The 25,975-nt window shown below is 56.9% G+C and carries 19 protein-coding genes; 7 read left to right on the top strand and 12 right to left on the bottom strand.

The window, feature by feature from the left end:
- Positions 1-92 precede the first annotated feature (92 nt).
- From B3Z17_RS14815 to B3Z17_RS14805, 3 genes are read right to left on the bottom strand one after another with little or no spacing between them, the layout of a single operon-like run.
- The gene (locus B3Z17_RS14815; protein WP_286830572.1) at positions 93-1,298 is read right to left on the bottom strand and encodes an efflux RND transporter periplasmic adaptor subunit; all 1,206 of its coding nucleotides are present in this window, start codon (positions 1,296-1,298) and stop codon (positions 93-95) included.
- Between the two features lie 30 nt (positions 1,299-1,328).
- Positions 1,329-3,713: an ABC transporter permease gene (locus tag B3Z17_RS14810; protein ID WP_286830570.1), complete on the bottom strand. Its 2,385-nt coding sequence runs from the start codon at positions 3,711-3,713 to the stop codon at positions 1,329-1,331.
- Positions 3,710-4,423, bottom strand: coding sequence for an ABC transporter ATP-binding protein (locus tag B3Z17_RS14805; RefSeq protein WP_175445647.1), 714 nt, complete (start codon positions 4,421-4,423; stop codon positions 3,710-3,712). Before B3Z17_RS14805 ends, B3Z17_RS14810 begins: the two co-directional genes overlap by 4 nt.
- A gap of 256 nt (positions 4,424-4,679) precedes the next feature.
- On the opposite strand from B3Z17_RS14805, the gene B3Z17_RS14800 reads away from it, so the two are divergent.
- Together B3Z17_RS14800 and B3Z17_RS14795 are read left to right on the top strand one after the other, a co-directional pair.
- Complete coding sequence (locus tag B3Z17_RS14800) at positions 4,680-5,864, top strand: efflux RND transporter periplasmic adaptor subunit (RefSeq protein ID WP_286830569.1); 1,185 nt, start codon at positions 4,680-4,682, stop codon at positions 5,862-5,864.
- A 12-nt stretch (positions 5,865-5,876) separates the two neighbouring features.
- Positions 5,877-9,020: an efflux RND transporter permease subunit gene (locus tag B3Z17_RS14795; protein WP_286830568.1), complete on the top strand. Its 3,144-nt coding sequence runs from the start codon at positions 5,877-5,879 to the stop codon at positions 9,018-9,020.
- Positions 9,021-9,097: 77 nt separating this feature from the next.
- Here B3Z17_RS14795 and ggt read toward each other — a convergent pair whose 3' ends face one another.
- Entirely contained in the window at positions 9,098-10,846 is a 1,749-nt protein-coding gene (gene ggt, locus B3Z17_RS14790; protein ID WP_286830567.1) for a gamma-glutamyltransferase, read from the bottom strand.
- A gap of 201 nt (positions 10,847-11,047) precedes the next feature.
- On the opposite strand from ggt, the gene B3Z17_RS14785 reads away from it, so the two are divergent.
- Entirely contained in the window at positions 11,048-11,812 is a 765-nt protein-coding gene (locus B3Z17_RS14785; protein ID WP_286830565.1) for a potassium channel family protein, read from the top strand.
- 3 nt (positions 11,813-11,815) lie between these two features.
- Here B3Z17_RS14785 and B3Z17_RS14780 read toward each other — a convergent pair whose 3' ends face one another.
- The gene (locus tag B3Z17_RS14780) at positions 11,816-12,310 is read right to left on the bottom strand and encodes a VOC family protein (protein WP_286830564.1); all 495 of its coding nucleotides are present in this window, start codon (positions 12,308-12,310) and stop codon (positions 11,816-11,818) included.
- A gap of 2 nt (positions 12,311-12,312) precedes the next feature.
- Complete coding sequence (locus tag B3Z17_RS14775; RefSeq protein WP_286830562.1) at positions 12,313-12,768, bottom strand: YHS domain-containing (seleno)protein; 456 nt, start codon at positions 12,766-12,768, stop codon at positions 12,313-12,315.
- A 181-nt stretch (positions 12,769-12,949) separates the two neighbouring features.
- Between B3Z17_RS14775 and B3Z17_RS14770 the strand changes: the two genes are divergently transcribed.
- A complete protein-coding gene (locus B3Z17_RS14770) occupies positions 12,950-15,322 on the top strand; it encodes a S8 family peptidase (RefSeq protein ID WP_286830561.1) in 2,373 nt (790 codons plus the stop codon).
- A gap of 11 nt (positions 15,323-15,333) precedes the next feature.
- Entirely contained in the window at positions 15,334-16,308 is a 975-nt protein-coding gene (locus tag B3Z17_RS14765) for a carbon-nitrogen hydrolase family protein (protein WP_286830560.1), read from the top strand.
- Here B3Z17_RS14765 and B3Z17_RS14760 read toward each other — a convergent pair.
- The gene (locus B3Z17_RS14760; RefSeq protein WP_286830559.1) at positions 16,305-17,522 is read right to left on the bottom strand and encodes a CaiB/BaiF CoA transferase family protein; all 1,218 of its coding nucleotides are present in this window, start codon (positions 17,520-17,522) and stop codon (positions 16,305-16,307) included. The two genes, B3Z17_RS14765 and B3Z17_RS14760, sit on opposite strands and share 4 nt — an antisense overlap.
- A 27-nt stretch (positions 17,523-17,549) precedes the next feature.
- Entirely contained in the window at positions 17,550-18,725 is a 1,176-nt protein-coding gene (locus B3Z17_RS14755; protein ID WP_286830558.1) for an acyl-CoA dehydrogenase, read from the bottom strand.
- A gap of 127 nt (positions 18,726-18,852) precedes the next feature.
- Here B3Z17_RS14755 and B3Z17_RS14750 point away from each other — a divergent pair, with 127 nt between their 5' ends.
- Positions 18,853-19,731: a LysR substrate-binding domain-containing protein gene (locus tag B3Z17_RS14750; RefSeq protein ID WP_286830556.1), complete on the top strand. Its 879-nt coding sequence runs from the start codon at positions 18,853-18,855 to the stop codon at positions 19,729-19,731.
- Here B3Z17_RS14750 and B3Z17_RS14745 read toward each other — a convergent pair.
- From B3Z17_RS14745 to B3Z17_RS14730, 4 genes are all read right to left on the bottom strand, one after another.
- Positions 19,721-20,191, bottom strand: coding sequence for a tetratricopeptide repeat protein (locus B3Z17_RS14745; protein ID WP_286830554.1), 471 nt, complete (start codon positions 20,189-20,191; stop codon positions 19,721-19,723). The two genes, B3Z17_RS14750 and B3Z17_RS14745, sit on opposite strands and share 11 nt — an antisense overlap.
- Positions 20,192-20,242: 51 nt before the next feature.
- Positions 20,243-21,385: an MBL fold metallo-hydrolase gene (locus B3Z17_RS14740; RefSeq protein ID WP_286830552.1), complete on the bottom strand. Its 1,143-nt coding sequence runs from the start codon at positions 21,383-21,385 to the stop codon at positions 20,243-20,245.
- Positions 21,386-21,630: 245 nt separating this feature from the next.
- On the bottom strand, positions 21,631-23,727 hold the full coding sequence (locus B3Z17_RS14735; protein ID WP_286830551.1) for a M13 family metallopeptidase: 2,097 nt from the start codon (positions 23,725-23,727) through the stop codon (positions 21,631-21,633).
- 202 nt (positions 23,728-23,929) lie between these two features.
- Positions 23,930-24,754, bottom strand: coding sequence for a mechanosensitive ion channel family protein (locus B3Z17_RS14730; RefSeq protein WP_286830550.1), 825 nt, complete (start codon positions 24,752-24,754; stop codon positions 23,930-23,932).
- Positions 24,755-24,894: 140 nt separating this feature from the next.
- Between B3Z17_RS14730 and B3Z17_RS14725 the strand changes: the two genes are divergently transcribed.
- The gene (locus B3Z17_RS14725) at positions 24,895-25,971 is read left to right on the top strand and encodes a DUF2855 family protein (RefSeq protein ID WP_286830549.1); all 1,077 of its coding nucleotides are present in this window, start codon (positions 24,895-24,897) and stop codon (positions 25,969-25,971) included.
- The last annotated feature ends 4 nt before the right edge of the window (positions 25,972-25,975 follow it).

Genomic DNA, 25,975 nt, shown 5'->3' with positions numbered 1-25,975 from the left:
AGATTCAGGGCAGGAAATTGCAATGACAATGGTGACTTTCAGTCATCTGAAAAACGCATTCTTATCCGGGCATCTCCCCAATTAACCATATGTTATTCAACACGAATGCGGACCGTCATTCCATCCTCGAGCACGTCTGACGGGTGCAGAATGACCGATGCGCCTTCATTCAATCCTTCGACAAGTTCGGCCACACGGTCATTCATGCGACCAACCTGCACCTCGGTCAGCAGGGCGGTTTCGTCAACAATCCTGAAGACGGCCCAATTTTCGCCCTTACGGAAAAGGGCGCTGGTGGGCACCTGCAACACGTCCTGCCCTTCCCACAGAATGATGCGTGGCTCGACCCGGAAGCCGTGGCCCAGCTGCTGCAACTGTTCTCGTGAAGCATCATCAAAATCGATGATGATATTGACCCGCTGCTCTTCGATCCCGAGCGCCGAGAATTTGGTAAACCCTTTAGGTTCCACCAGTCGGACGTGCCCCGATAGCGGCTCGCCACCCCACCCTTCAACCATCACACGGGCGCCAGGCATCACCTTCACCGCCTGGTGGGACAAAAAATCTGCTACGATTTCAATATCCTGCGGGTCGCCCAGCTCCAGCAGTGGTGTACCCACAGCCACAACCCCCTCACTTTCATGATTGAGCGTTAGCACCGCGCCACTGATGGGGGCCCTGATCTGCACCACGCCACTGCTGGTGCCGTTTGCCCTATCGGGCCCGATCAGTGCGGCTTCTGCCACGGCTACGTCTGCCCGACGCATGCGAACGCTTGATTTTGCGGTATCAAGCTGGGCCGCAGCCGTGCGGAAGGCCAGCTGTGCCCGGTCAAGCGCTGCCGGGCTCGCGGTGTTACTGGCCACCAGCGATTCCGTACGTTTGATTTCCGCTCGAGCATAATCCACCTCGGCTTCCGCTTTAGCGACACTGGCCTGCGCCAATTCAAGAGCAGCGCGCGCGGCTTCTACTGCAGCTTCTGCTTCCTTCTGGCGGCGCTCATCCAGGAAGGCCGGGCCAGAAGGCACCATCGTGGCAAGGAGTGTCTCGCCAGCCACAACCCGGTCACCAACCTCAGGTTCCAGCCTAAGCACACGCCCAGCAATCGGGGCAGACACCACATAAAGCTCCTTCACCCGAGTACGTCCGTCATCGGTGATGGAAATCTGTATTGGCCCACGTTCGATCTTGCCGGCATCCACGTGCAGAGGCTCCGGCCGGAAGGCGAAGATCAGGAATGCCAGAACCAAGGCGCCCATGGCACCAAACATGATTGTGCGTGCACGCGGTGCAGCCATACTACTTTCCTCTCCGTTCGCGCTTTTTCATTATTCGCGCGTTTTCAGGGCCATGACCAAATTCAGTTTGGCGACCTGCCTTGCAATCACGGCAGCGGATACGACCGCTGCCAGAATAATCACGGTCGTCGCATAGGCGAACGACCAATTGGACACCGTTGTTGGCACGCGAAACAGTTCGCTGCTCATATTGGTGTGGATAAAGAGCGCGAGCTGATAACCAAGATAAGCTCCAAGCGGAAGTGCCAGGAAAGTCAGGACCGCAAGCTCCCCCAGAAGCACAGCATTCACTTCCGCAACCGTGAAACCCAGCACGCGGAGGCTCGCGATCTCGCGTTGACGCTCATAAAAGGAAATGCGAGCCCCCGAAAACACGACACCGATAGCGATAAGACTCGCGAATAGCGAATTGAAGAAAGTCATGGTGCCCATGGTTTCATCCATGGTGTCCGACATGGCTTTTCGGGACGACTGATTGGTTGATACGGCTGCCACCGTCGGCATGTCCTTGAGCAGACCGTATATCCGTTCCAGCTCATGCGCGTCGACCAGCAGGTAGGCACCAGACACACGGTCGCCTTCCCTGAGCAGCGTCGACATATCGTCAATGTCCATATAGGCAGGCGTGCCCAGATAGGTGGGCACCACCTTCATCACCGGCAGACGCTCGGATTTTCTGAGGCCATCCTTGAATTCAAGCGTGATCAGGTCGCCTGGCCCTGCCGCCAACGCCGTCGCAAGGCTTTCAGACAGCGTCACACCTTGGGGCGACGGATTGACGGCCTGATCATATTGGTTAATCAACACATTCAGATTGGCGTTCTGTACTACCCCGGTAACTCCCTGATGACGAGACCGATGGCCAAATCTTATGGTCGCGGGTGCGGCCAGGAAAGGCTCAGCTGCAATCACACCTTTCTGGGCCATCAGCTCGTTGATGATCACCGGGGCCTGCTTTTCAGTGAAAGCCACGGTCAGATCCTGACGACTCACCAGCTCGAACTGGGTGGCAATCATCAGGTTGATGGCGTCCCGGCCGCTTTGAGCGCCAATCATGATCGCCATACCCATGGCCACGCCCAGACAAGTCAGGGCTGATCGCCCCGGCCAGCGGGCAATGTGGCGCACGATCATGCGCAGACCCTGGTCCATCCAGCGTGCTTTTGAAGCGAATCGGCCAAGCCTGCTGTAATCGGTCGGTGCCGGAGGTGCCATCGCCACCGCAGGCCTGAGAGAAATGGTTTTCCGGACGGCCAGCAATACACCCAGCACGCCCGCGACCCCTGCGAACACGGCGGCCCGCAGGTAAATGCCCAGGCCAGGGTCGAAAATCAGGATCGGGAATTTGTAGAAATCCTTATAGATATTGGCCATGCCGCCGCCCATGCGGTAGCCAGCCAGCCAACCGCCCAGCACCCCAATCAGCACGATAATTCCGGCGAACCGTAAATAGTGCCAGACGATTGCCGACGGGCGGTAGCCGAAGGCCTTCATCAGGCCGATCTGCTCGCGCTCCTGTTCCACAATCCGGGTCACCACCATGTTGAGAAGGAATGCAGCGACGCCAAGGAATATGGGAGGCAACAGCCCGCCCAGCGTGTCCAGGGTGGTGAATTCGCTTTGCAAAAACTCGTCAGACAACTGGTCGTCCCGGTGGTAGGCGCCGATGCCGCCATAGGGGTCCAGAACCACGTCGATACGCGCGAGAACTTCCGGCACACTGGCACCGCGGTCCAGAAGAAACACAGCTTCGTTGAAGGCTCCATCCATGTTGTAGGCGTGGCCCAGCGCCTCATACCCCATCCACATGATGGCATAACGCCGGGCATTCGGGATCATCTCGCCGGGTGCGATGGAATAGATGAACTCGGGCGCCAGCGCGACCCCGGATATCTTGAGCGTGCGACGCACGCCATATAGAGTTGCCTGAACCTCATCGCCCACACGCAAGCTATGGGCTTCGGCGAAATCATCGGCAATCACCACCTGCTCGGAACCACGCTCAGGTAGGCTGCCAGCCTTCAGGAACAGCGCATTGATGCGTGGCATCCGGCCATCCGGAAGCGACATGATCTTGGCCCGCACAGGCTCAGCTTCAAGCGGCATATCCAATATACCGCCTACGGAGATCCGCCCTTCAGCCAACCGCACGCCGGGTATGTTTTTCAGATGCTCCATCTGCTGCAAAGGCGCGCGGCGCGCCGGCGCCCATACGTCGGCCATGTCGTAGCGACTATAGTATACCGCCAGCGTGTCCTTCAGCGACGCCAATGTGCCGTTCATCATCACATAGATTGCCACCCCACACCCAAGCACCAAGCTGACCGCCAGCACCTGCCCCCACATCAGATTGATGTCGCGCAACAGCTTGCGGTTCAGTGGCTTGAACAGCTTGATGAGGCGGCCACGGATCATAGATGAATATCCTCCGGTCGGGCGCGTGTCTCATTGATGACCTCCCGGTCGACGCTGCCGTCCTTGAAATGCAATACCCGGTGTGCCAGCGGCGCGATGCCCTGATGGTGGGTAACCATCAGCATGGTGGTGCCCAGTTCCTCGACCACCCGGTTCAGGGCCCTCAGCACCTTCAGGCTTGTCGTGGAATCAAGCGCACCGGTTGGTTCGTCACAAAACAGCACACCCGGGCGCTTGGCGATAGCACGGGCAATGGCAACACGCTGCTGTTCACCGCCTGACAGCTCGCTTGGAAAATGCCGGAGCCGTTCGCCCAATCCGACCAGTTCCAGGGCTTCCGCTGCCTTCAACGGGTTGGCTGCAATCTCGGTCACCAGCTCGACATTTTCCTCAGCCGTGAGGCCGGGCATCAGGTTATAGTTCTGGAAAACAAAGCCGACATTGTCGCGGCGATAACTGGTCAGGTCCCGGTCGGACATGGTGGTCAGGTCCACACCGTGGTAGAAAACATGACCGTCGGTTGGCGTATCCAGGCCGCCCAGAATATTCAAAAGCGTTGATTTGCCACTACCCGATGGACCGAGCAGCACGATCACTTCGCCGTCACGGATTGTCACATCAACGCCCCGAAGCGCCCGAACCTGGGCCGAGCCTTCCCCGTATATTTTGGTCAATCCTGTGACTTCAAAACATGTGCTGGAATTCAGCATCTGCCCCCCAATAGTGAAATATGGCTACTACATGCAGCCTAACGCATTGCAATCATATGCTAAAGACGGCGAAAGGTCGCATAAGGTTCATCCTTTTCCAGTCGCCCCCTTAAAATTAAGGCCGTGACAAACTATATTGTAATAGTATATATGGGGAACCATAGACCAAGTGGCATAAGCCACAAAAATAAGCGGTATAAACCGCATAAAAAAACGACAAGTGGCGCAAGCCACACAGAAAAAACGCGAGGATGACGTGAGGAAGATTTTAAAGATTGCCGCACCTGGATTGGTGCTGGCGGCTGCCATCGGTTCTGTTGTAGTGCTGGCCGCAGCAAAAGAAGCCCCGGAAAAGAAAGAAGAAGCGCCTCGGCAGGTCTCACTTTATGTAGATGAAGTGCGCGCTGAACGTGTAACGCTTTCTGTCCGGACACAAGGCGAAGTTCGCCCCAAGACAGAAGTCGATCTGGTACCACAGGTATCGGGCCGAATTATCGCGATTTCCGATTCCTTTGCGGAAGGCGCAGGCTTCACCGCGGGCGAGACATTGATTCAGATTGACGATGCCGACTATAGGCTCGCCGTTACTAGTTCTGAAGCCCGGGTAGCAGAAGCCCGCGTTCGCGTAGAGCAGGAACTGGCAGACGCTCGCATCAAGAAAAAACAGTGGCAAGACTGGGTTAAGGATGGCGAACCAACGCCTCTGGCCCTGAACCAGCCACAGGTTGCTGAGGCACAAGCCAAGCTGCGCGCTGCTGAAGCTGACCTTGAAAAAGCCAAGCTGGACCTCGCCCGCACACAAATCAAAATGCCCTTCCAGGGCCGCGTGCTGGAACGCAAGGTCGGTGTTGGCCAGTTTGTGAATGTTGGCGCCCAACTGGGCCGCGTTTTTGCCACGGACAAAGTTGAAGTTCGCCTGCCACTGACAGACAGCCAATTGGCTGAGCTGAACCTGCCTATCGGTTTTGTAGCAACTGGCGCAAATGCTCCTGTTGTTACCTTCAAGGCCAACCTTGGCGGCGACGACCATTTGTGGAAAGGCCGTATCGTGCGGACGCACGCATCGGTCGACCAGAAAACCCGCCTGATGTATGCAGTTGCCGAAGTCGTAGATCCTTACGGCGTTTCGGTTGACGACTATGGCATGCCGTTGGCTGTCGGGCTGTTCGTGAGCGCCGAAATTGAAGGCGTGAACCCACAGAATGCGCTCGTGATGCCGCGCTTGGCTCTGCGGAGCGAAGACAAGGTCTATGTGATCAAGAATGAAAAGCTTGAAATTCGCACGGTTGACGTTTTGTCGACAACCGCGGATCGCGTAGTTGTCACTTCGGGCGTGGAACCTGGTGAAAAGGTAGTAACCTCACCGGTTCGCGGCGCATACGACGGTATGGGGGCTACTGCCATCTCGCGCAATGCCCAAGCCGATCCAGCTTCACGCTAAGGGGATCAGATCATGAATGGATTAATTGAATGGTGGGCCCGCAACAAGGTTGCGGCCAACCTCCTGATGTTCGGCATCTTCATGTCAGGCTTCTTCGCTTTCACGTCGATGGAGCGGGAACTTGACCCACAAGTTCGTTTCCCTGGCCTGCAGATCGTTGTGGCTTGGCCTGGCGCCAGCCCGGTAGAAGTTGAAGAACAGATTGTCGCCCGTATCGAGGAATCGGTAAGAGACCTGGATAACATCGAATGGGTACGCTCCTTTGCCGGCGAAAGCTCGGGCGAGATCTATATCCTTGCGGAACAGAGCGTCGACTTCACTCAGTTCATGAACGACGTGAAAATCCGTGTCGATTCTATCTCCAGCTTCCCACGCGATATTGAACCCCCAAGGGTCCAGCAGTGGGTAAACCGGAACGAGATGATCCGAGTTGCCGTCCATGGCGATATTGGCGAACGGCCGCTAAAGCGTCTGGCTGAAAAGCTGCGCCGGGAAGCGGCCCAGCTCCCTGCGGTAAACATCGTAGAACTGTTCGGCGTACGCCGCGAGGAAGTGTCGATAGAGGTCAGTGAGAATTCGCTGCGCCGCTATAATATCAGCTTCGCAGATGTGGCCGCCGTTATTCGCGCCAACAGCCTGAACTCGTCAGGTGGTACCGTGCGGACAGACGCCGGCGAATACAAGCTGACGGCCCGTAATATGGCCGACACCAAAGCCGATTTCGAAAACATCATCGTTCGCCAAACGGCCGACGGCGGCACCATTCGTGTCGGCGATGTCGCGACGGTTATCGACGGTTTCGAAGACAATGAAATCCTGGCAACGCTGAACGGTGAACCCGCAGTTCTTCTGCAGGTGATGACTACAGAGGTTATGGACATTGTCACGGCCTCTGAATCCATTAACAAATGGGTCGATGAGCGCAGTAAAACACTGCCAACTGGTGCAAAGCTGACGTTGTGGACAGACAATAGTGAACTGTTCAAGGGTCGCATGGAAACCATTGGCAGCTCGGCCTTCTGGGGCCTTGTCCTTGTTGTGATCGTCCTGATGCTGACCTTGAGGCCTAAGGTGGCCTTCTGGGTGGCGTTTGGTATTGCCACGGCTTATGCAGGCGCCTTTGTATTCCTGCCATCGCTGGGCATTTCCATCAACTTCCTGTCCACCTTTGCCTTCCTGCTTGTGCTGGGGATTGTGGTAGACGATGCGATTGTTGTTGGCGAAAGCATCCATACGGAAAGCCAGAAGACTGGTGGCGGCATCACCGCTGCAGTGTTCGGTACCCAATTGGTTGCCAAACCGGTTATTTTTGCCGTCCTGACGACCATCATTGCCTTCCTGCCTTGGGTTTTCATTGATGGTTCAACGTCTGAATTTACCCGCCACATTACATGGGTGGTTATTTGTGCCTTGGCGTTCTCGCTGGTGGAATCACTGTTGATCCTGCCTGCCCACCTGTCGGGCCTGAAACCACGACAAAACCTGAGCCGCTTCGGGAAATTCCAGAAGCGTATTGCCGACGGCATCACGACCTTTGCCCACAACCACTATCGTGGACTTGGCCAGTGGGCCGTGAAGCGCCGCTATCTGACCTTCTCTGTTTTTGTTGCTGTCTTTGTCATTGCCCTTGGTCTCTTCAATATCGGCTATGTGAAGAAAGCCTTCATGCCGGATATCGAATCCGACGAGATCAACGTGAATGTGGTTCTGCCTGAAGGCGCATCATATAGTCGTGCGCTGGAAATTCTGGCGCAGGTACAGGCTGCGGAAGAAGAGCTGGTCCGCGAAGTTGACGCAAAAACGAATACCGAAGGTGCCCTTATTGAAAACTGGTACACCCGGTCCCGTCGTGACAGCGTTATAGCCATCGTGAAACTGACGCCACCAGAAGAGCGCCCTGAAGCAGTTCAAAGCATGACTGCCAAGGAAACTGCTTTGCGCCTGCGCGACCTGATTGGCGTTATTCCTGACGCGAAGGAAGTAACGGTTCACTATTCTTCCAACGACAATGACCCGGGCTTTGAATTGTCCGTTCGCCACTCCGACCTGGACCTGTTACGTGAAGCAGTAAATGATCTAGAAGATCAGCTGCGCACCTATGACGCACTCTATGATGTTCGTAACAACCTGGAAGGTGCGTCCGAGGAAATTCGGATCGAACTGATGCCGGGCGCCGAAAAGCTTGGCCTTACCTTGGCGGATGTGACCCGCCAGGTTCGTCAGGCTTACTATGGTGAAGAAGTCCAGCGCCTGCCCCGCGATGGTCAGGATGTGAAGGTGATGGTGCGCTATCCACGGGAAAGCCGCCGGTCGATCGAAAGCCTGAAGGACTTCCGTGTTCGTACGGCTGACGGCGAAGAAGTGCCCCTGATGTCCATCGCCGAACTGCGGTATGCACCGGGTATCAACCGGATCGCGCGCTGGAACATGAACCGGGCCGCAAGGGTCAGCGCGGATATGAAAGAGAATATCCGCGAAGACATCATGAAGGACCTGAATGAAAACTTCTTCCCTGAGTGGGAGAAGCAATATCCAGGGATCATTCGTGGCGCCATTGGCCAGGCCGAAGGTGAAGCCCGCTTCATCGCACAAGTCCTGAAGCTCTATGCCACTGCGCTTTTCGTCATGTATGCAATGCTGGCAATTGCGTTCCGCAGCTACTGGCAGCCGATTGCGATCCTGATTGCCATGCCGTATGCCCTTGCAGGTGCCATCTTCGGCCACCTGGCGGTAGATATGACAATGGCAATCTTCAGCTACTTCGGCATAGCCGCCGCCATGGGGGTCGTGGTGAACGACAACCTGGTTCTGGTGGATTACTGCAACAAGCTGCGCGAGCGGGGCATGGACCCCTACGAAGCAATTGTGGAAGCAGGTGTGGCACGGTTCCGCCCGATCCTGTTGACATCAGTGACAACCTTCGTTGGCCTGGTGCCGATGATGCTGGAGCGGTCCATCCAGGCAGCCTTCCTTAAGCCCATCGTTGTGGCCTTGGCGGGCGGTGTCCTGATCGCCTTCTTCGTCACCCTGTTCATGGTGCCGGCGCTTTATACCATCGGCTTTGACATTGGTGGTTTCTTCGGCCGCATGTGGGCTGGTGCGAAACGCCGCTTTAAGGGCCAACCGAAAGGCAGCCTCCCGCAACAAGCTGAATAGCACTTGCGGTATTGCCAGAAACAAAAAGGCCACCGGATTTCCGGTGGCCTTTCTTTTTGGCTTATTGATCAGGTGCGCTAAAAGCCCGCAGCATACGATCCTGGTCGACGTGGGTCGGCTGCGCCCAGGATCATGCCACTTGTCGTCCGCATCAGTGACTGGGCTGACCCCAAAACACTGTCCCAGGCCTCGGTTGCTTCCGTCTTCACCTGATGGCCCATCTGCCCCAGGATACGACGAGTATCGATCGAATGGCCTGGCTCAAGATACAAGCGGTCCGGGTACCATTGGTGATGGATGCGCGGCACACTGATGGCTGTCTGCACATTCATGTCAAACTCCATCACATTCAGGATGGCCTGCAAGACCACCGTGATGATGGTGGACCCCCCAGGGCTGCCCGTCGCCATCAACGGCTCCCCATCCTTGAACAGGAATGTGGGGGTCATGGAACTGAGCGGCCGTTTGCCCGGCTCGATCGAGTTGGCTTCACCGCCCAGCAGACCGAAGGCGTTCGGCACACCCGGCTTCGCAGAAAAGTCATCCATCTCGTTATTCAGCAGGAAGCCCGCGCCGGGCACCGAACGACCGTTGCCATAGGTAAAGTTAAGCGTGTAGGTGTTGGCCACCATATTACCGGCCTTGTCCATGACGGAAAAATGCGTGGTGTCATTGCTTTCCTCAGGCAGGCTCTGCGCCGGGGCAATCGCGGTCGATGGGGTGGCCTGGTCCAGTTTGATTTTGCCCCTGATGGACGCTGCATAGGCTTTGTCTGTCAGCGCCCCGACCGGGACATCAAAATAATCCGGGTCACCAAGGTACTTTGAGCGGTCCGCATAGGCATACTTCATGGTTTCCGTTAGCCGGTGAATATAGGCCGCGCTGTTGTGCCCAAGTGCCTTCAGGTCCCAGCCTTCAAGAACATTCAGCATTTGCACCACATGCACCCCGCCTGACGACGGTGGCGGCATGGTGACAACCTTGAAGCCGCGGTATGTCCCCACCAGGGGCTCCCGCTCAACCGCGTGGTACTTCCGCAGGTCTTCATGGGTCATGATACCGCCCTGCGCCTGCATCGCAGCGATCAGCTTGTCGGCGACCGGCCCTTCATAAAACCCAGCAGCGCCATTGGCCGCGATGGCTTTCAGTGTGGCCGCCAGGTCAGGCTGGCGGAACAGCTCGCCTGCCTCATAGAGCGATCCATCCGCCTTATAATAGTTTTTGGCACTTTCCGGGTCGGCCTGCAGACGACCGGCATAGCGGCCAAGCGATTCATAAAGCGCCCAGGTCATGGGGAAGCCTTCGTCAGCCAGGCGGATTGCGGGCGCCATCACCACATCAAGTGGCAGGGTGCCATATTTCGCCAGCGCTTCTGTCAGGCCCATCACGGTCCCCGGTACGCCGCTGGCTTTCAACGTGAAGCGCACACGCTTCTTGTCCACGTCGCCATTCTCGTCAAGGAACATGTCCCGGTGCGCGGCGGCTGGCGCCATCTCGCGATAGTCCAGCGCGATGGCCCGGTCCTCTTCCTTCAGATAAATCATCATGAAGCCGCCACCCCCCAGGTTGCCGGCTTGCGGGTGGGTCACGGCCAATGCAAAGCCCGTGGCCACCGCGGCATCGACTGCGTTACCACCCTGCTCCAGAATCTCGCGACCGGCTTTTGACGCATAGGTTTCCTGGCTCACCACCATGCCGTTTCGGGCAATCGTTGGGTGGAACTGGGTATCATAAACGATGATGGGGTCTTTGGTGTCGGCTCGTGTGACGCTGGTCAAAAGACCAAACGCAACCACCAGAGCCACGAAGATACGCAGCATACTCATGCAAAACTCCCTCTGATACGGATTACCCGTATGTTAGACGAACTTCCCTGAAGAGTTGGGAGTGTATCTTTCATTTCTGCGATGCGTCAATCACACCCCTGTGATAACGCCAAGACACTTGCAGGTCACGCCCCAATAGGGCAGTTTCCGGGAAGCACGCAGCCAGAACAGGTGCGTGCTTAATCCGGGGGAGGATCACAGGTGAAAGAGAAACTCAGCAAACTCTATTTCGGGTCAGACCAGCGGGCTCACAGGTTCCGCCTCGCCCTGCTGATGCTGGACTTGCTGACCATTGCCTTCTTCATCCTGTCCTCACTGCTTGAGCAGGGCTGGGCCACCTATATCATTGATTACAGTATCGCCTTGTTCCTACTGGCGGAATTTTCCGCCCGGCTCTACATCGCGCGGAGAAAAGTGCGCTTCCTGATCAATTTCAGCTCACTCGCAGACCTGATCGTGATTTTCTCGCTCATCGCGCCACTGTTCATCGACAACCTTGGATTCCTACGGGTCGTGCGTATGCTCCGGCTGATGCGCAGCTATCATATGCTCAAGACCATCCGACAGGAATCTTCCTGGTTCCGACAGAACGAGCAGGTGGTTCTCTCAAGCGTCAATCTTGCGATTTTCGTGTTTGTTATTACTGCCGTTGTGTATGTGCTGGAAGCCGGCAGGAACGATTCCATCAACAATTACCTTGATGCGCTTTATTATACGGTGGCAACGCTGACGACCACCGGCTTCGGCGATATCACCATGGATGATACGCTCGGGCGCATGGTCTCGGTGGTGATCATGGTGTTTGGCGTGGCGCTGTTTCTGCGTCTGGTTCAGACCATCTTCCGCCCCACCAAGGTGCAATATCCCTGCGAAACATGCGGCCTGAACCGGCATGACCCCGACGCCGTCCACTGCAAGCACTGTGGCACCACGCTCAAGATTCCGACGGAAGGCGAATGGACCTAGAACCTATTCGTCACCAGCCTTTGGCATTCGGCTCCCGGGCACGATAAATTCGAGTCTCAACCCCGATGGATCACGGATCATCATATGCGTGGTTGGCCCCTGCCCCATGAACTCGGGCGCGAATTCAATGGTCACACCTTTGGTTTGCAGGAACTTGGCATGTAGGGCATGCAGCGCGTCCAGGCTTTCCACCGTTATCGCCATATGATGCAGGCCGACATTCTTCTTTCGGTCGAAAGCTACCGCCTCAGCTGGGTTTTCGACCTGCCATAAAGTGACGAAGGCTTCACCGTCAGTGACGAAAATCGCAGGGTAATCGGCGTCTCCACCGGCTCGGCGCCAGCCAAGTGTATCAATGAAGAAAGAAGCTGACGCGTCCAGGTTGGAAACAGCAAGGCCAATATGATTGACACCCAGCGTCGGCGCATTCGCAGCCACTGCCCCGGCCATGCCTGAGATCAGCAGGGTCAGCGCGATCATATTCCGGACAGTCCGCATGCCTATTCCTCAAGGTCGACAAGCTTGGGATAGTTCACATCAGCCTTCATGATGAAGCCTGGGATGTCGGTCTCCCATTGGGCTTTCACCGACTCGTCGTAATTGAGATAAAGTTTGCCATCGACGATACGCCACACTTCCGGATCACCCTTCGCCGTGTAGCCGCGGCCCATGGCCCAGGCACAATAGCCGCCATACTGGGGGGCATAGTGGGTCGGATTCGCAAGAAAAGCATTAAGATGCTCTTCCGATGTGAACCGCCACTCTGCGCCCATGTAGTCCGTCTGGAATTTCTTGTCGCCCTTCACCGCCTTACCATCAGTAAAGTAGGACACAACATCATAACCACTCGCCGCACGGTCATTGAAGATGCCGGTATAGATTGGGTCTTCACCAGCTTGGGCTGGGCTGGCTGCAATGAAAAGAATGAAGGTCAAAAAAGGTAGAATGCGCTTCATAGCTGGCTCCTGTCTCTGTTGCCGATGATGTATCAGCGAACAACGGGCCGCGCACTTCAAGCCACCGTCAACTATTCGTGTGCGCCCCCGTGAAGTCCGTTCAAATTTTGTTCAGCTTGCTTGTGCAACAATCAGTTTCATCTAAAGTCGTGCTGTGGGACTTGGGTTAAAGGGGAACCATATGCGTCATCACTTCAGTTGGCTCAAATTTGCCGGGCTTTTGGCTGCGTCGACGACGCTGGCTGCCTGTGGCGGCTCCAGTTCACCAAGACTTGCGCCCGTCATTCCAACCGTTGTCACGCCACCCGAACAACCGCCGCTTGACGGCAATCCGGATGATTTCAAGACCGATGAGTATAACCGCAGCTGGGGGCTTGATGCCATCAACGCGGCGAGTGCCTACGCCAAAGGCTATACGGGCGAAGGCGTCACCATCGGTCTCGTGGATTTCAACTTTGACTTCACATCGAACGAGCTGAATTTCCATAGCGCCAGCCGCGATGCAGACCCAGACCTGCGTGCCATCTATGAAGCCCAGTTCGACAGGCCAGCGTCAACCCAGCCCCACGGCCAGGCCGTCGCCGTAACAGCGGCAGGCGTCAAGAACGACAGCGACACACACGGTGTAGCTTACGACGCAGAGGTGATCGCAGTCGACTTCTTTTCCGGCGTGCGCAGCTATCAGACAACAGAAAACGGCATCCGTTACACCGTTTCAAACCCCTATCTGTATGCCTTCGAGAATGGCGCGCGGGTGATCAACAAATCGCTTGGTTTTGATGAAGACGATGTGGTCAGCAACCTGCCGGATGTGGACGAACGCTACACGCTCGAATTTGAAACGACTGCGATTGAGGCTGGTGCGCTGATCGTCAGCTCAGCCGGAAACAATTATGACCCAGAGCCGTCGTTATCAAACCTCGAGGCCATCGAACGGCTGGCCGAACGTGGCATCCTGAACAGTGGCCCAGGCGCGCTGATCATCGCCGGTGCCGTGGACGAAAACCTGGAGATTTCGGATTTTTCGGACCGGGCTGGGAATGGGCCTGCACGGTTTCACTTTCTTGTTGCCCCCGGCGAGCGGGTAGTTGTGCCATGGGTGACGGAAGCCGAAGGGCCTGGCCTGTACTTCCTATCAGGCACCAGCTTTTCCGCACCCCACATCACAGGGGCCGCTGCACTGATCCTGGATCGCTGGCCCAGCCTGACGGCCCGTGAGGTCGCGGATATCTTGTTTGAAACCGCTACCGATCTTGGCGAAGCGGGGGTGGATAATGTCTATGGCCACGGCCTCCTGAACCTGGACGCAGCCTTGCAGCCGACAGGCCAGGCCAAGGTGGCGATCAAAGCCGGCGCGCAGCCGGTGGCCGATTCTGCTATCCTGCTGGGCAGCGCCTTCGGGGACGCCGAGGACCTGAACAGAGGCCTCAGCAACATCATGATCCTCGATAGCTACGGCCGCGATTTCCAGATGGACGCGTCAGGCCTTGTGCAAGGAAGCACAGAGAAGCGCCTGCTTGAAGGCGCGCTGAACCTGCGGCGCGACCAGCAGGCCAGCAGTATTGGCCTTGGTGGCATGGCGCTGAATTATTCCCTTACGCGCGAGAGAGACCATGCCCCTGCTTTTGCCCTGACTGGGCAAGCTGAACACAGCTTTGACCCCGTCGTAGACGCCAGTTTTGAATTCACGGGCACACTGGGCGATACCCTATGGGCTATCGGCACCGGTCGCAGCCTGACTGATGCGCTGAGGCGTCAACCGGTTGACTACCGGGCCGGGCATACTCTCTCTGTTACTGGCGCGAACACAAGCCCTCTGCCCGATAATGGCGGCAGCTATATGACCATTGGCCAACCCGTTGGCGAAAACAGCATGCTGTGGGTTGGCTTATCGTTCGATGAAGACAGCGGCACAGACCGCCACCCCGTGAAGGCCTTCCGGACCGACAGCCGCACCCAATCGGTCGGTGCGCGGTTCGAGCACTTCACCGCGCACGCCACATGGGCGCTGGAGGCCGGGCTAATGCGCGAAGATGGCAGCGTGTTGGGCAGCCAATCAGCAGGCGGCCTGTCACTTGCGGGGGGCGCGGACACCACATGGCTTGGCACCAGCGGCACATGGTTCATATCCGACAACATCAGCGCCAGCGTGAGCGGCACAGCAACCATGACCCATCCGTCCGCGCGCACCGGCAGCCTGTTTGATGATGTGGGCACCATTCTGGGCACCAGCTTCACGGCACGCCTGACGGCCATGGATGTCATATCAGACGCTGACCAGTTGAGCCTGACCCTGCACCAGCCACTGCGTGTAGAAAGCGCAACTGCACGTCTGACGGTTGGCGACAGGCTGGATGCGGAAGGCAATGTGCTGTTCACAGAGCGGCAGCTTTCATTGGCGCCGTCATCGCGGGAACTTGCCCTGGAACTGGCCTACCGTACACAGATGGGGGGCTGGCTTCTCGAGGCCAATGCAGGCCAGCGCTTCAATGCAGGTCACGTGGCAGACGTTAACGACACTCTCCTGCTCATTGGCGTCTCCAAACCATTCTAAGGGAAAACATCGTGACAAAACCAACCATCGCCATCGTCCAGGAAGCACCTGTTTTCCTGAACCTGCCTGCAAGCGTGGCGAAGGCCATCGGGCATATGGAAAAGGCTGCGAAGACAGACGCCAACATCATCGTGTTCCCTGAAACCTGGCTGCCGGGCTATCCTGTGTGGCTTGATTTCGCGCCCGGCGCGGGCCTATGGGATGACCCAGGTGCCAAGGCGCTGTTTCGGCTACTGGCAGAAAACAGCGTGCGATTGGGTGACAAGCATCTGGCGCGCCTGCAGGAGGCCTGCGACCGGCTTGGCAGTTATTTGGTGATGGGCGCACATGAGCGAATTGGAAACACCCTTTACAACAGCATGTTCTATTTCACGCCGGGCGCAGAAGCCCCTGTCCCGCACCGCAAGTTGGTTCCCACCTATACCGAAAGGCTGGTTTGGGGCCGGGGTGATGGGTCAACCCTCGCTGCCATCGACACGCCGTGGGGCACCCTTGGTGGGCTGATATGCTGGGAACACTGGATGCCGCTGGCGCGGGCCGCCATGCATGCGAAAGGCGAAGCCATTCACATAGCCCAGTGGCCCATGGTCAAGGAAATGAACCATATCGCCAGCCGCCAGTATGCCTTTGAAGGGCGATGTGCCGTGGCCGCGGCGGGCGCCGTGCTGACCAAAGCGGACGTTATTGCAGGCTTCAGGTCACTGGATGTGGACGCACCAGAGGCCGAAGCCATGCTGGCCTCCATGCCGGGTGGCGCAGATGACCTGATCCACACGGGCGGCAGTGCCATCATCGCCGCCGACGGCAGCTACATTACCGAACCACTTTACAGCAGCGCTGGCCTGGTGATGGGGGAAGTTGACATGGCGATGCAGCTTGAGGAATGCCAGGCGCTGGATACAGACGGCCACTATAGCCGCCCGGATGTGTTCGAGTTGAAGGTCAACACCCGGCCAATGCCGGGTGTGACGTTTGATGGCGACTAGCCCAGCACCTTCGAGGCCCGCACGAGCTTCAGGTTATCGTCTGTCACACCGAGAACGTCTTTGAGCACATCATCTGTGTCTGCACCCAACGCTGGTGGGGCCTTGTCATAACTTATTTCCGTACCGGAATAATGTATGGGGTTGGCCACAGACGGCATGATGGACCCATCCTCTGCCTTCAGCGCCAGCGCCACACCGCGCGCTTCCACCTGCGGATCATCGAACACCCGCTCCATAGTATTGATCGGCCCGCCCGGCACATTGTGTGCCTCCAGCAGCGCGATCCATTCGTCCGTCGTCTTGCGCGCGATGGCTTCCGCCACCAAGGGGATCAGTGCCTCACGGTTTTCCACCCGCCCGGGGTTCGATTTGAAGCGTGGGTCCGCAGCGACTTCCGGCATGCCTGCAGCCACGCAGAAGCGCGCGAACTGGCCGTCATTGCCCACCGCCAGCATCATGTGTCCGTCGGCGCTTGCGAACACCTGATAGGGCACAATGGAGGGATGCGCGGTCCCGAGTCGCTTTGGTTCCTTGCCTGAGACCAGATAATTCATGCTTTGGTTCGCGAGCACAGCCACCTGCGTGTCCATTAGCGCCATATCGATATGCTGGCCCTCACCCGTCCGTGCCTTGTGGTGCAGCGCGCCCAGAATGCCAATGGTGCTATAGAGCCCGGTGAACAAGTCTGTCACCGCCACGCCCACCTTCTGCGGTCCGCCGCCGGGCATGCCGTCCGGCTCACCCGTGATGCTCATGAGGCCGCCAAGTGCCTGGATAAGCGCGTCATAGCCCGGGCGGTCCTTATAGGGCCCTGTCTGGCCGAAGCCGGTGATCGAACAATAGATCAGCCCCGGATTAACCGCCTTGATGCTCTCATAGTCGAGGCCATATCTTGCAAGGCCGCCAACCTTGAAATTTTCGACCAGAATGTCAGATTTCTCGGCCAGCTTCTTAATGAGCGCCTGCCCTTCCGGTTTGGTGAAATCGATGGTCACCGATTTCTTGCCCCGGTTGGCGCACATGAAATAGGCGGAGACCGGCTTGTCGCCGTCCTCAAAGAATGGCGGGCCCCAGGTGCGCGTGTCATCGCCCACATCGGGGCGCTCGACCTTGATGACCTCGGCGCCCAGGTCGGCCAGACACTGGGTCGCCCAGGGCCCGGCCAGGATACGGCTGAGGTCAAGTACACGGATACCTGTCAAAGGGCCTGCCATAATCGCTTACTCCGAACTCGGACTTGCTTACATGAAGGCCTGCAGGCCGGTTTGTGCGCGGCCCAGGATCAATGTGTGAATGTCATAGGTACCTTCGTAGGTATTCACCGTTTCTAGGTTCACCATATGGCGAATCACGTGGAATTCGTCAGAGATACCGTTGCCGCCGTGCATGTCGCGCGCCATGCGGGCGATATCCAGCGCCTTGCCACAGCTGTTGCGCTTGATCAGCGAGATATTCTCAGGCGCGGACTTGCCTTCGTCCAGCAGGCGGCCGACGCGCAGGCAAGCCTGAAGACCAAGCGTGATTTCCGTCAGCATGTTCGCAAGCTTCTGCTGCACCAGTTGGTTCTGCGCCAGCGGACGCCCAAACTGCGAACGGTCCATGGTATATTGACGCGCGGCGTGCCAGCAGAATTCAGCGGCACCAAGGGCGCCCCAGGCGATACCGAAGCGTGCTTTGTTCAGGCAGCCGAATGGGCCGCCCAGACCTTTGGCGTTCGGCAGCAGATTTTCTTCCGGCACAAACACGCCGTCCATCACAATCTCGCCGGTGATAGAGGCGCGCAGACTCATCTTGCCCTCGATCTTCGGCGTTTCGAACCCTTCCATGCCGCGCTCGAGGATGAAACCACGGATCACGCCGTCCAACTTGGCCCACACAACAGCCACATCAGCGATCGGGCTGTTGGTGATCCACATTTTGTTGCCGGTCAGCTTGAAGCCACCATCAACCTTTTCGGCGCGGGATTTCATGCCGCCAGGGTCAGAGCCGTGATCAGGCTCAGTCAGGCCAAAGCAACCAACCATCTCACCAGACGCGAGCTTCGGCAGATATTTCTTGCGCTGCTCGTCGCTGCCATAAGCGTAAATCGGATACATCACGAGGGACGACTGTACAGACATGGCAGAGCGGTACCCGCTGTCCACACGCTCAACCTCACGGGCGATCAGGCCGTATGCCACGTGGGATGCATCAGCGCCGCCGAATTCTTCAGGGAGCGTCGCACCAAGAAGGCCCATCTCACCCAGTTCGCTCATGATCTCGCGGTCGAAACGCTCGTGGCGATTGGCCTCAAGAATGCGCGGCATCAGCTTGTCCTGACAGTAAGCGCGGGCAGCGTCACGCATCATGCGCTCGTCTTCGGTGAGTTGCTCATCAAGGAGCAGCGGATCTTCCCAATTGAATGTTGGCTTCGACATTATTCTTCCCTCAACTAGGCCCGAGAGGCGGGCACTTAATGAATTTAATGAATGTATATAGCAATTCTCAGGCGCATAAAGTAACATTTAGGACTATCATCATTACAGATAATCATGAAATAGAACCATGAAACGCAGAATACCAAGCCTGATCGCTCTCGAATGCTTCGAACAAGTCATGAAGACCGGCCAGGTCACCCGTGCCGCAGAAGCCTTGAACCTGACGCAAAGCGCCGTCAGCCGCCAGATCGGCAACCTCGAGGAATTCGTGCGTCAAAGCCTGTTCACCCGCGAGCGTAAGCGGCTCATTCCCACAGAAGCTGGTAAGCAATATGCGGATGCCGTCGTGCCCCTGCTGGCTGGGCTTGAGAGCGAAACCCTCAGGCTCATCACCTGGGGTGCGGATGACCGGGTGTTACGGCTGGGCCTTCTGCCCACGTTTGGCTCCCGCTGGCTGATCCCCCGCCTTGGCGTCTTCACCAATGCGTACCCCGACATCCAGTTGAATATCATCACCGGCCTGACACCTGATGACTTCAAGACGGCGAATGCAGATGTTGCTGTGCAGTATGGCGACGGTAACTGGCCCGGCATGACCAGCCACAAGGTGGTGGACGAAGAGATTATCGCTGTTGTCGCCCCCACCCTGATGAAGGGCAAGGAAGAGGCAAACGTCGCGGACTATGATCGGCTTTTGATGACCACACGCCCCACGGCTTGGACGGAATGGCTGGAAGGCAGGCAGCAAACAGACAACGGCGCCCGCGGCGGTGCCCAGTTCGAGAATTTCACCATGATGATCGAGGCCGCGCGGTCGGGCCTCGGGGTGGCGGTTCTGCCGCTGATGTATGTGGCGGACGACCTGGCGACCGGCCGCCTGATCGCCCCATTCGGCGGACCAGTGAAAAGCCGAAACGCCTATTATCTGGCCTACCCCGACAGCCGCGGCAGCTTGCGAAAAGTGAAAACCTTCAGGGACTGGCTCATCAAGGAGGCTACCCGGTAACTGCCAGGATAGCTTTTGCGTCTGCATGGCCCTGTTCGGCCGCCTGCCGGAAATAATTGCGCGCCTTGGAGGCGCTTTGCTTAACGCCCCTGCCGTCACGGTACATCAACCCCAGCCGGTATTGCGCTTCGGCATTGCCCGGTGTGCGAGGTCCGGTATCGATGGGCATTACATAGCCGCCCACATCGCCTGCTGGCGGCACATAGATATAGGTCTGGCCAATGTCGGGCGTGGCAGCAGCACGGTAATAGCGCGCGGCACGCTCATAGTCTTCTTCGCCCTCAAACCACAACCCGAGTTGCATGCTGGCACCGCGGTTACCCTGGCAGCTATCACGCATCAAGCTAGCGACTTTCGGGTCTTCATGTTCGGCTTTACAAAAGAAGCTGTTGCCCACACATCCCGGCAACAGCAAGAACAATGAGATTGCTGTAAAGCGGCAAAAAATTGATGTCGTCATGGTACCCCCTTCCACACGTATGCCCAGGATACCAGACAATCCGCTACCTCACTAGTCGCGGACGCGTGCAGCAGGCCAGCTTTGGTCTTCGCCGACATACGTAGCGCCAGTGACATTGCCGCCGCCATCAAACTGGAATGTCAGATGGCCCTCTCCCTCCAGCCTGCCTGGGAAATGGAACTTGTCTTTCGACAGCGGAATGACATGGCCTGAAAGTTGGCCACCTTCGAAAATCGTTAAACCACCTTCCGCTAGTTCAACCCGAAGCAACATGCCATCTGCATAACGGTAGGTGCCGACATACTCGCCAAGGTGTGGCAGCACGCTTTCATTTGCCGTCGTCAATTCAGTTGAGATCGTACGCTTGATGAAACGCCTATAGCCCGCCGGCCTCATCTCGTCTCTGCTGCCATCCTGCAGGAACCTTTTCGAAATAGCCTTCAATTCCGCATCAGCTGCCATTTGATCAGGCGTCCATCCGGCGGAGGCCAACTCGCGCATACGATCCATCCAGTCACGGAAAGCATCCCGATAAACAATTACTCCTTGCCGGTTCGTCACATTCCCATGTCCGGGTACAATAACCGTTTTATCGTCCGCAAGGGCCAACGCCCGTTCAATCACGGCAAGCTGTCCAGCTTCGCCGCCAGAATAAAAAGTCGGGTGCCAGTTGGTGGTAAATGTGTCGCCCAGGAAAATGACATTGGCCGCGGGAACCCGGATCAGCGCATCTTCCGGCGTATGAGACTGGACTGCGTAGGCTTCGAAACGCACGCCGCCGACATTCAATATCACCTTTTCATCAAAGCGTATCTGGCTGCCTTCATCAGCGTCCGGGCCATTGGCCTGGCGCACAAGAATTGCCCCCTGCTCGACGAAGGCGCTGTTGCCGCTGGTATGGTCCTCATGCCGGTGCGTGTTGAACACATGGCTTACCGGCTTGTCCGAAATTTCCTGAAGCGCTGCCGCCAGCTTGGCAGTTGTGCGGTCACGCATGGTGTCAACAAGCACCAGACTGTCTGAGGTCTCAATCACACCCACAGATGCCCCAAGACCATTCCCGCCATAAAGAACATGGAAGCCTTCTGCAATCTTATGGTGCCTTATCTGCGGTTCAGATTCGGTATCGGCTGAAATGATGGGTGTTGATAAAAGAAAAGCGGCTGCAAGCAGCGCCAAACCGTTTCTGGTCATTGGTGTCCCTCCCCCCATGACTGGACGCTTAATTCAAGGACCAGATTTATCGGCAGCGGCCGCGAAGCGGCCAGGGTAATGCGACGAAAGGTTTATAACTTGCGCCGACATGTTGCTTGGCTCATGGAGGTTGGCCCACCCAAAGTCGTCCATGAAAAATGCTCCCAGGCACTGTCCGCTCTTTGGATCAAACGAAAAGAGCTGGGGAAACCCCCAGCCCTTTCAGTATTTCTATGCCTATCCGCTTACCAGATTTGGACACGATCCTCTGGCGCAAGGTAAAGCGCGTCACCTTCTTTCACATCAAAGGCTTCATACCATTCATCCATATTACGCACGATACCATTGACGCGGTATTCAGACGGGCTGTGCGGATCAGACTTCAGGCGGTTCAGAAGCTCTTCTTCCGCATACTTGCGCTTCCACACCTGTGCCCAGGCCATGAAGAAGCGCTGATCACCGGTCAGGCCATCAATCACAGGCGCTTCCTTGCCATTCAGCGACAGCTTGTAGGCCGTGTAGGCCATCCGCAGGCCGCCCAGATCACCGATGTTCTCACCCATGGTAAAGGTGCCGTCCACATGGTTGCCCGGTACCGGCTCATACTGGTCGTACTGGCCGCCAAGCGTGGACGTCAGCTTTTCAAACGCCGCACGGTCGTCGTCCGTCCACCAGTTGCGCTGCACACCAGTGGCATCGGACTTGGACCCCTGGTCATCGAAGCCGTGGCCCATTTCGTGGCCGATCACCGCGCCAATACCACCATAATTGACGGCTGCATCAGCACCCAGATCAAAGAATGGCGGCTGCAGGATAGCGGCCGGGAACACGATCTCGTTGAACTGCGGGTTATAGTAGGCATTGACCGTTTGCGGTGTCATGAACCACTCGTCCTTGTCGGTCTTGCGCTTGAAGCGACCGAGCAGGTCTTCATAGTTGAAGGCATCAATCGCTTTGGCGTTGGCAAACAGATCACCATCCTTGATATCAATCTTGGACAGGTCTTTCCATTTGTCTGGGTAACCGATCTTCGGATTGAAGGACGCCAGCTTGGCGTGCGCTTCTTTCTTAGTCTCTTCACCCATCCAGGAAAGGCCATCAATGCGCTGGCCCATGGCCGTACGCAGGTTCTCCACCAGCTTGACCATTTCAGCCTTGGCTTCTGGTGGGAAGTGACGCTTCACATACACCTGACCGATGGCTTCACCGAGCGCGTCCAAGGCACCCACACGTGCTGTTGCGCGTTTCCAGCGGTCCTGCTGTTCCTGTTGGCCGCGCAGTGTCTTGCCGAAGAAGTTGAAATTCGCCGTATCGATTTCCTCAGACAGGATCGCCGCGTGGTTCGAAATGGTGTGATACGCAAGGTAAGCCTTCCAATCAGCAACCGGAACTTCGTTCACCAGCGCAATGGCATCCTTAAGCGGCTGCGGTCCGGTAACATTCACCTTCTTCAGGCCTTCAAGGCCGCCGGCACCGAAGAAGGCATCCCAATCAAAGCCCGTGTAGTTTGCCTTCAGCTCTTCCATCGTGGTTGGGTTAAAGTTTTTGGTGCGATCACGGCGGTCTGCGCGTTCCCACTGCTTCTCGGCCAGCTTGGTTTCAAGCGCCAGAATGGTTTCTGCCTGCGAGGCAGCATCTTCTGCGCTGACGCCAGCAAACCCAAGCATTTCAGCGATGTGGGCTTTGTAGGCTTCGCGAATACCCAGGAAGCGCTCGCTGTCATCCAGGTAATAGTCACGGTCTGGCAGGCCCAAGCCGCCAAGACCCAGGTTCAGGATATAGTAGTCAGGGTTTTCACGGTCGATGCCCAGGCCACCCGATACCGGTGAAATCATGCTGTCCTTGGCGTCACGACCGAACATGCGGATCAGACCTGCCACATCTTCAACAGCCGCGATTTCATCAAGGAGCGGACGCAGGGGTTCAATGCCCCGGGCATTGATCGCTTCCACATCCATATAGCTGTTGTAATAGTCGCCAATTTTCTGCTCGACAGAGCCTTGCGGGAAGTCACCAGCAGTCACTTCGTCGATGATGGCTTTGGTCCGGTCGCGGGAGCGCTCAGCCAGCACGGTGAAGGCGCCGTAGTTGGTGCGATCAGCCGGCAGCTCGAAAGTATCGAGCCATGTACCGTTCATATATTCGAAGAAGTTGTCGCCCGGCTTGACGCTTTCTTTCTGCGCCGTCAGGTCAACACCGAAACTGCCCAGCTCCGGTTTTACCTCGGCTTTGGCCACAACCTGCTCATTCGCAGGCGTGTCATTGGATTGTTCACCATTGCCGCATGCCGCAAGCAACAGCGCCGTCGCCGCAACGGACGACTTGAGTACTGCTTTAATCATTGATCCCCTCCAGGAGCTGTAACGAGATATTTTTTGTTATTGCCCATATTCTTTTTGATGTGAGCCCTGCACCACCCAGCCGCAGGGCTCACCCGCGACATAAAACAGGGCAGCTGCGGCACAGTCAACCAATGAAATGGTTTTGACCGGCTGCAGGCTGCCCTGATCAACAATTATAAACGAAAGATGTAGCCTTGAACTCCTATTCGCCTTGATAAATGGTGCGGCACGGGAATGGGATCGAAACCCCTTCGGCGTCGAACCGTTCCTTCACGGTTTTCAGCAGATGCCAATTGAGCGCCCAATAGTCGCCGGACGCGCACCAGACGCGCACCATGATATCCACCGAACTTTCGCCAAGCGATGTCACTGCAATCACTGGCTCCGGGTCATTCATGCAGCGCTCGTCTGCTTCAATGCTGGCCTTGATAATCTCCATAGCTTTGTCGATATCGTCGCCATAGCCGATGCCATACACAATCTGCAGGCGCCGGGTATCATGGTGATTGAAGTTGCGAATGGAGCTACCCCATACCGAATTGTTCGGGATGGTAATGCGCACATTGTCGCCGGTGTCCAGCTTGGTCAGAAAAAGGGAAATCCCCTTTACTGTGCCCGCATGACCTCCTACTTCAACAAATTGCCCCACCCTGAACGGCCGAAAAATCAGCAGCATGACACCCGCCGCCAGGTTCGACAAAGTGCCCTGCAACGCGAGGCCAATGGCGAGGCCGGCCGCACCCAATACCGCGACAAGCGATGTCGTCTCGATGCCAAACTGGTCCAGCAGCGCAATACCGGTAAAGATGATCACCGCATATTTTGCAAGGCTGGCCATGAAGCTCGATACCGTAGGATCGATTTTACTGCTTTTCTTGAAGGCGGCATTCAGGCGGCGCTCAACGAATCCGGCCAGCCAAAGGCCAACAATCAGGACCAGAATAGCTGCCAGAATGGTGATACCCATGTCCGTGGCCTGGGCCACCAGCTTGTCGGTATCAAGGTCGTTCGAATTGAAAAAGTCCATTATATCCGTCCTCTAGGATCTCCAATTGGATGCAGTATGCCTTTTTGCCCTACACCCGACAAGAGAAGTTGAATGCGAAAAGCTTCACCCTAGGTCATGTGTAACGAACAAAATGAAAACCATGGGCAAAAGAGCATCACATGACACAGTGCACCGATTTCCTGGTCGCGAAAGCAGACCTCCACAAGACCGAGTTCAGAAGCCACGACCTGCCTGACCTGAAGGATGGTGACGTGCTTCTGAAGCTGGACCGGTTCGCTTTTACCGCCAACAATGTGACCTATGCGGCCTTCGGTGACGTGATGAAATACTGGCAGTTTTTCCCGGCAAGCGACGGCTGGGGACGCATTCCCGTGTGGGGCTTCGCCGACGTTGAGGCCAGCAACCACCCGGATGTGAAGGTGGGCGAACGCTTCTATGGGTACTACCCAATGTCGACACATCTGGTGGTCAAACCAGCGAAGGTATCACCTGCGGGCTTCCTTGACGGCAGCCCCCACCGGGCTGAACTGGCCATCGTTTATAACCAGTATGTCAATGCCGCCACCGACCCAGGCTATGTGGAAAGCATGGAAGACCTGCAGATGATCTTCCGACCGCTTTTCATGACCAGTTTCCTGATTGATGACTTCATGGCCGACAATGACTTTTTCGGTGCCACGCAGGTGGTACTCTCCAGTGCATCTTCGAAAACTGCGTTCGGCGCAGCGTTCCAACTGGCCAAGAGGGAAGGCATTGAGGTGGTCGGCCTTACCTCGCCCGGGAACATAGCGTTCGTCGAAAGCCTGGGTTGCTATGACCGCGCTATTGCATATGACGACGTGGCTAGTCTGGATGCCAGCAAGAAGACCATCTATATCGACATGGCTGGCAGTGGGCAGGTGCGCACCGATGTGCATAGCCATTTTGCCGACAACCTGGTTTACAGTTGTGCCGTTGGCGCGTCCCACTGGGACGAGATGGGCGACAATTCGAACCTGCCTGGCGCAAAGCCGACGATGTTCTTTGCACCGTCCCAAGGCCAGAAGCGGTTGGCGGATTGGGGCCCGGAGGGCTTCCAGAAAAACACAGCCGAAGCTTGGCTCAACTTCATCAAACCCGCCGCAAGCTGGATCGACATCGAGCGTGATGAAGGCCCCAGCATGATGCTTGCGACCTACACCGACATGGTCAATGGCCGGGTCAGCCCGAAAACAGGAAAAATCCTAAGCTTCTAGAGGA

The organism is Kordiimonas sp. UBA4487 (assembly GCF_002389025.1).
Classification (GTDB): domain Bacteria; phylum Pseudomonadota; class Alphaproteobacteria; order Sphingomonadales; family Kordiimonadaceae; genus Kordiimonas; species Kordiimonas lacus.
This window is presented reverse-complemented; position numbering and strand designations above follow the sequence as displayed.

Excerpts from the sequence above, each read along its gene's own strand:
- B3Z17_RS14815 (WP_286830572.1), bottom strand. The coding sequence starts at position 1,298 with ATGGCTGCACCGCGTGCACGCACAATCATGTTTGGTGCCATGGGCGCC.
- B3Z17_RS14810 (WP_286830570.1), bottom strand. The coding sequence starts at position 3,713 with ATGATCCGTGGCCGCCTCATCAAGCTGTTCAAGCCACTGAACCGCAAG.
- B3Z17_RS14805 (WP_175445647.1), bottom strand. The coding sequence starts at position 4,423 with ATGCTGAATTCCAGCACATGTTTTGAAGTCACAGGATTGACCAAAATA.
- B3Z17_RS14795 (WP_286830568.1), top strand. The coding sequence starts at position 5,877 with ATGAATGGATTAATTGAATGGTGGGCCCGCAACAAGGTTGCGGCCAAC.
- ggt (WP_286830567.1), bottom strand. The coding sequence starts at position 10,846 with ATGAGTATGCTGCGTATCTTCGTGGCTCTGGTGGTTGCGTTTGGTCTT.
- B3Z17_RS14780 (WP_286830564.1), bottom strand. The coding sequence starts at position 12,310 with ATGCGGACTGTCCGGAATATGATCGCGCTGACCCTGCTGATCTCAGGC.
- B3Z17_RS14775 (WP_286830562.1), bottom strand. The coding sequence starts at position 12,768 with ATGAAGCGCATTCTACCTTTTTTGACCTTCATTCTTTTCATTGCAGCC.
- B3Z17_RS14770 (WP_286830561.1), top strand. The coding sequence starts at position 12,950 with ATGCGTCATCACTTCAGTTGGCTCAAATTTGCCGGGCTTTTGGCTGCG.
- B3Z17_RS14760 (WP_286830559.1), bottom strand. The coding sequence starts at position 17,522 with ATGGCAGGCCCTTTGACAGGTATCCGTGTACTTGACCTCAGCCGTATC.
- B3Z17_RS14755 (WP_286830558.1), bottom strand. The coding sequence starts at position 18,725 with ATGTCGAAGCCAACATTCAATTGGGAAGATCCGCTGCTCCTTGATGAG.
- B3Z17_RS14750 (WP_286830556.1), top strand. The coding sequence starts at position 18,853 with ATGAAACGCAGAATACCAAGCCTGATCGCTCTCGAATGCTTCGAACAA.
- B3Z17_RS14745 (WP_286830554.1), bottom strand. The coding sequence starts at position 20,191 with ATGACGACATCAATTTTTTGCCGCTTTACAGCAATCTCATTGTTCTTG.
- B3Z17_RS14740 (WP_286830552.1), bottom strand. The coding sequence starts at position 21,385 with ATGACCAGAAACGGTTTGGCGCTGCTTGCAGCCGCTTTTCTTTTATCA.
- B3Z17_RS14735 (WP_286830551.1), bottom strand. The coding sequence starts at position 23,727 with ATGATTAAAGCAGTACTCAAGTCGTCCGTTGCGGCGACGGCGCTGTTG.
- B3Z17_RS14730 (WP_286830550.1), bottom strand. The coding sequence starts at position 24,754 with ATGGACTTTTTCAATTCGAACGACCTTGATACCGACAAGCTGGTGGCC.
- B3Z17_RS14725 (WP_286830549.1), top strand. The coding sequence starts at position 24,895 with ATGACACAGTGCACCGATTTCCTGGTCGCGAAAGCAGACCTCCACAAG.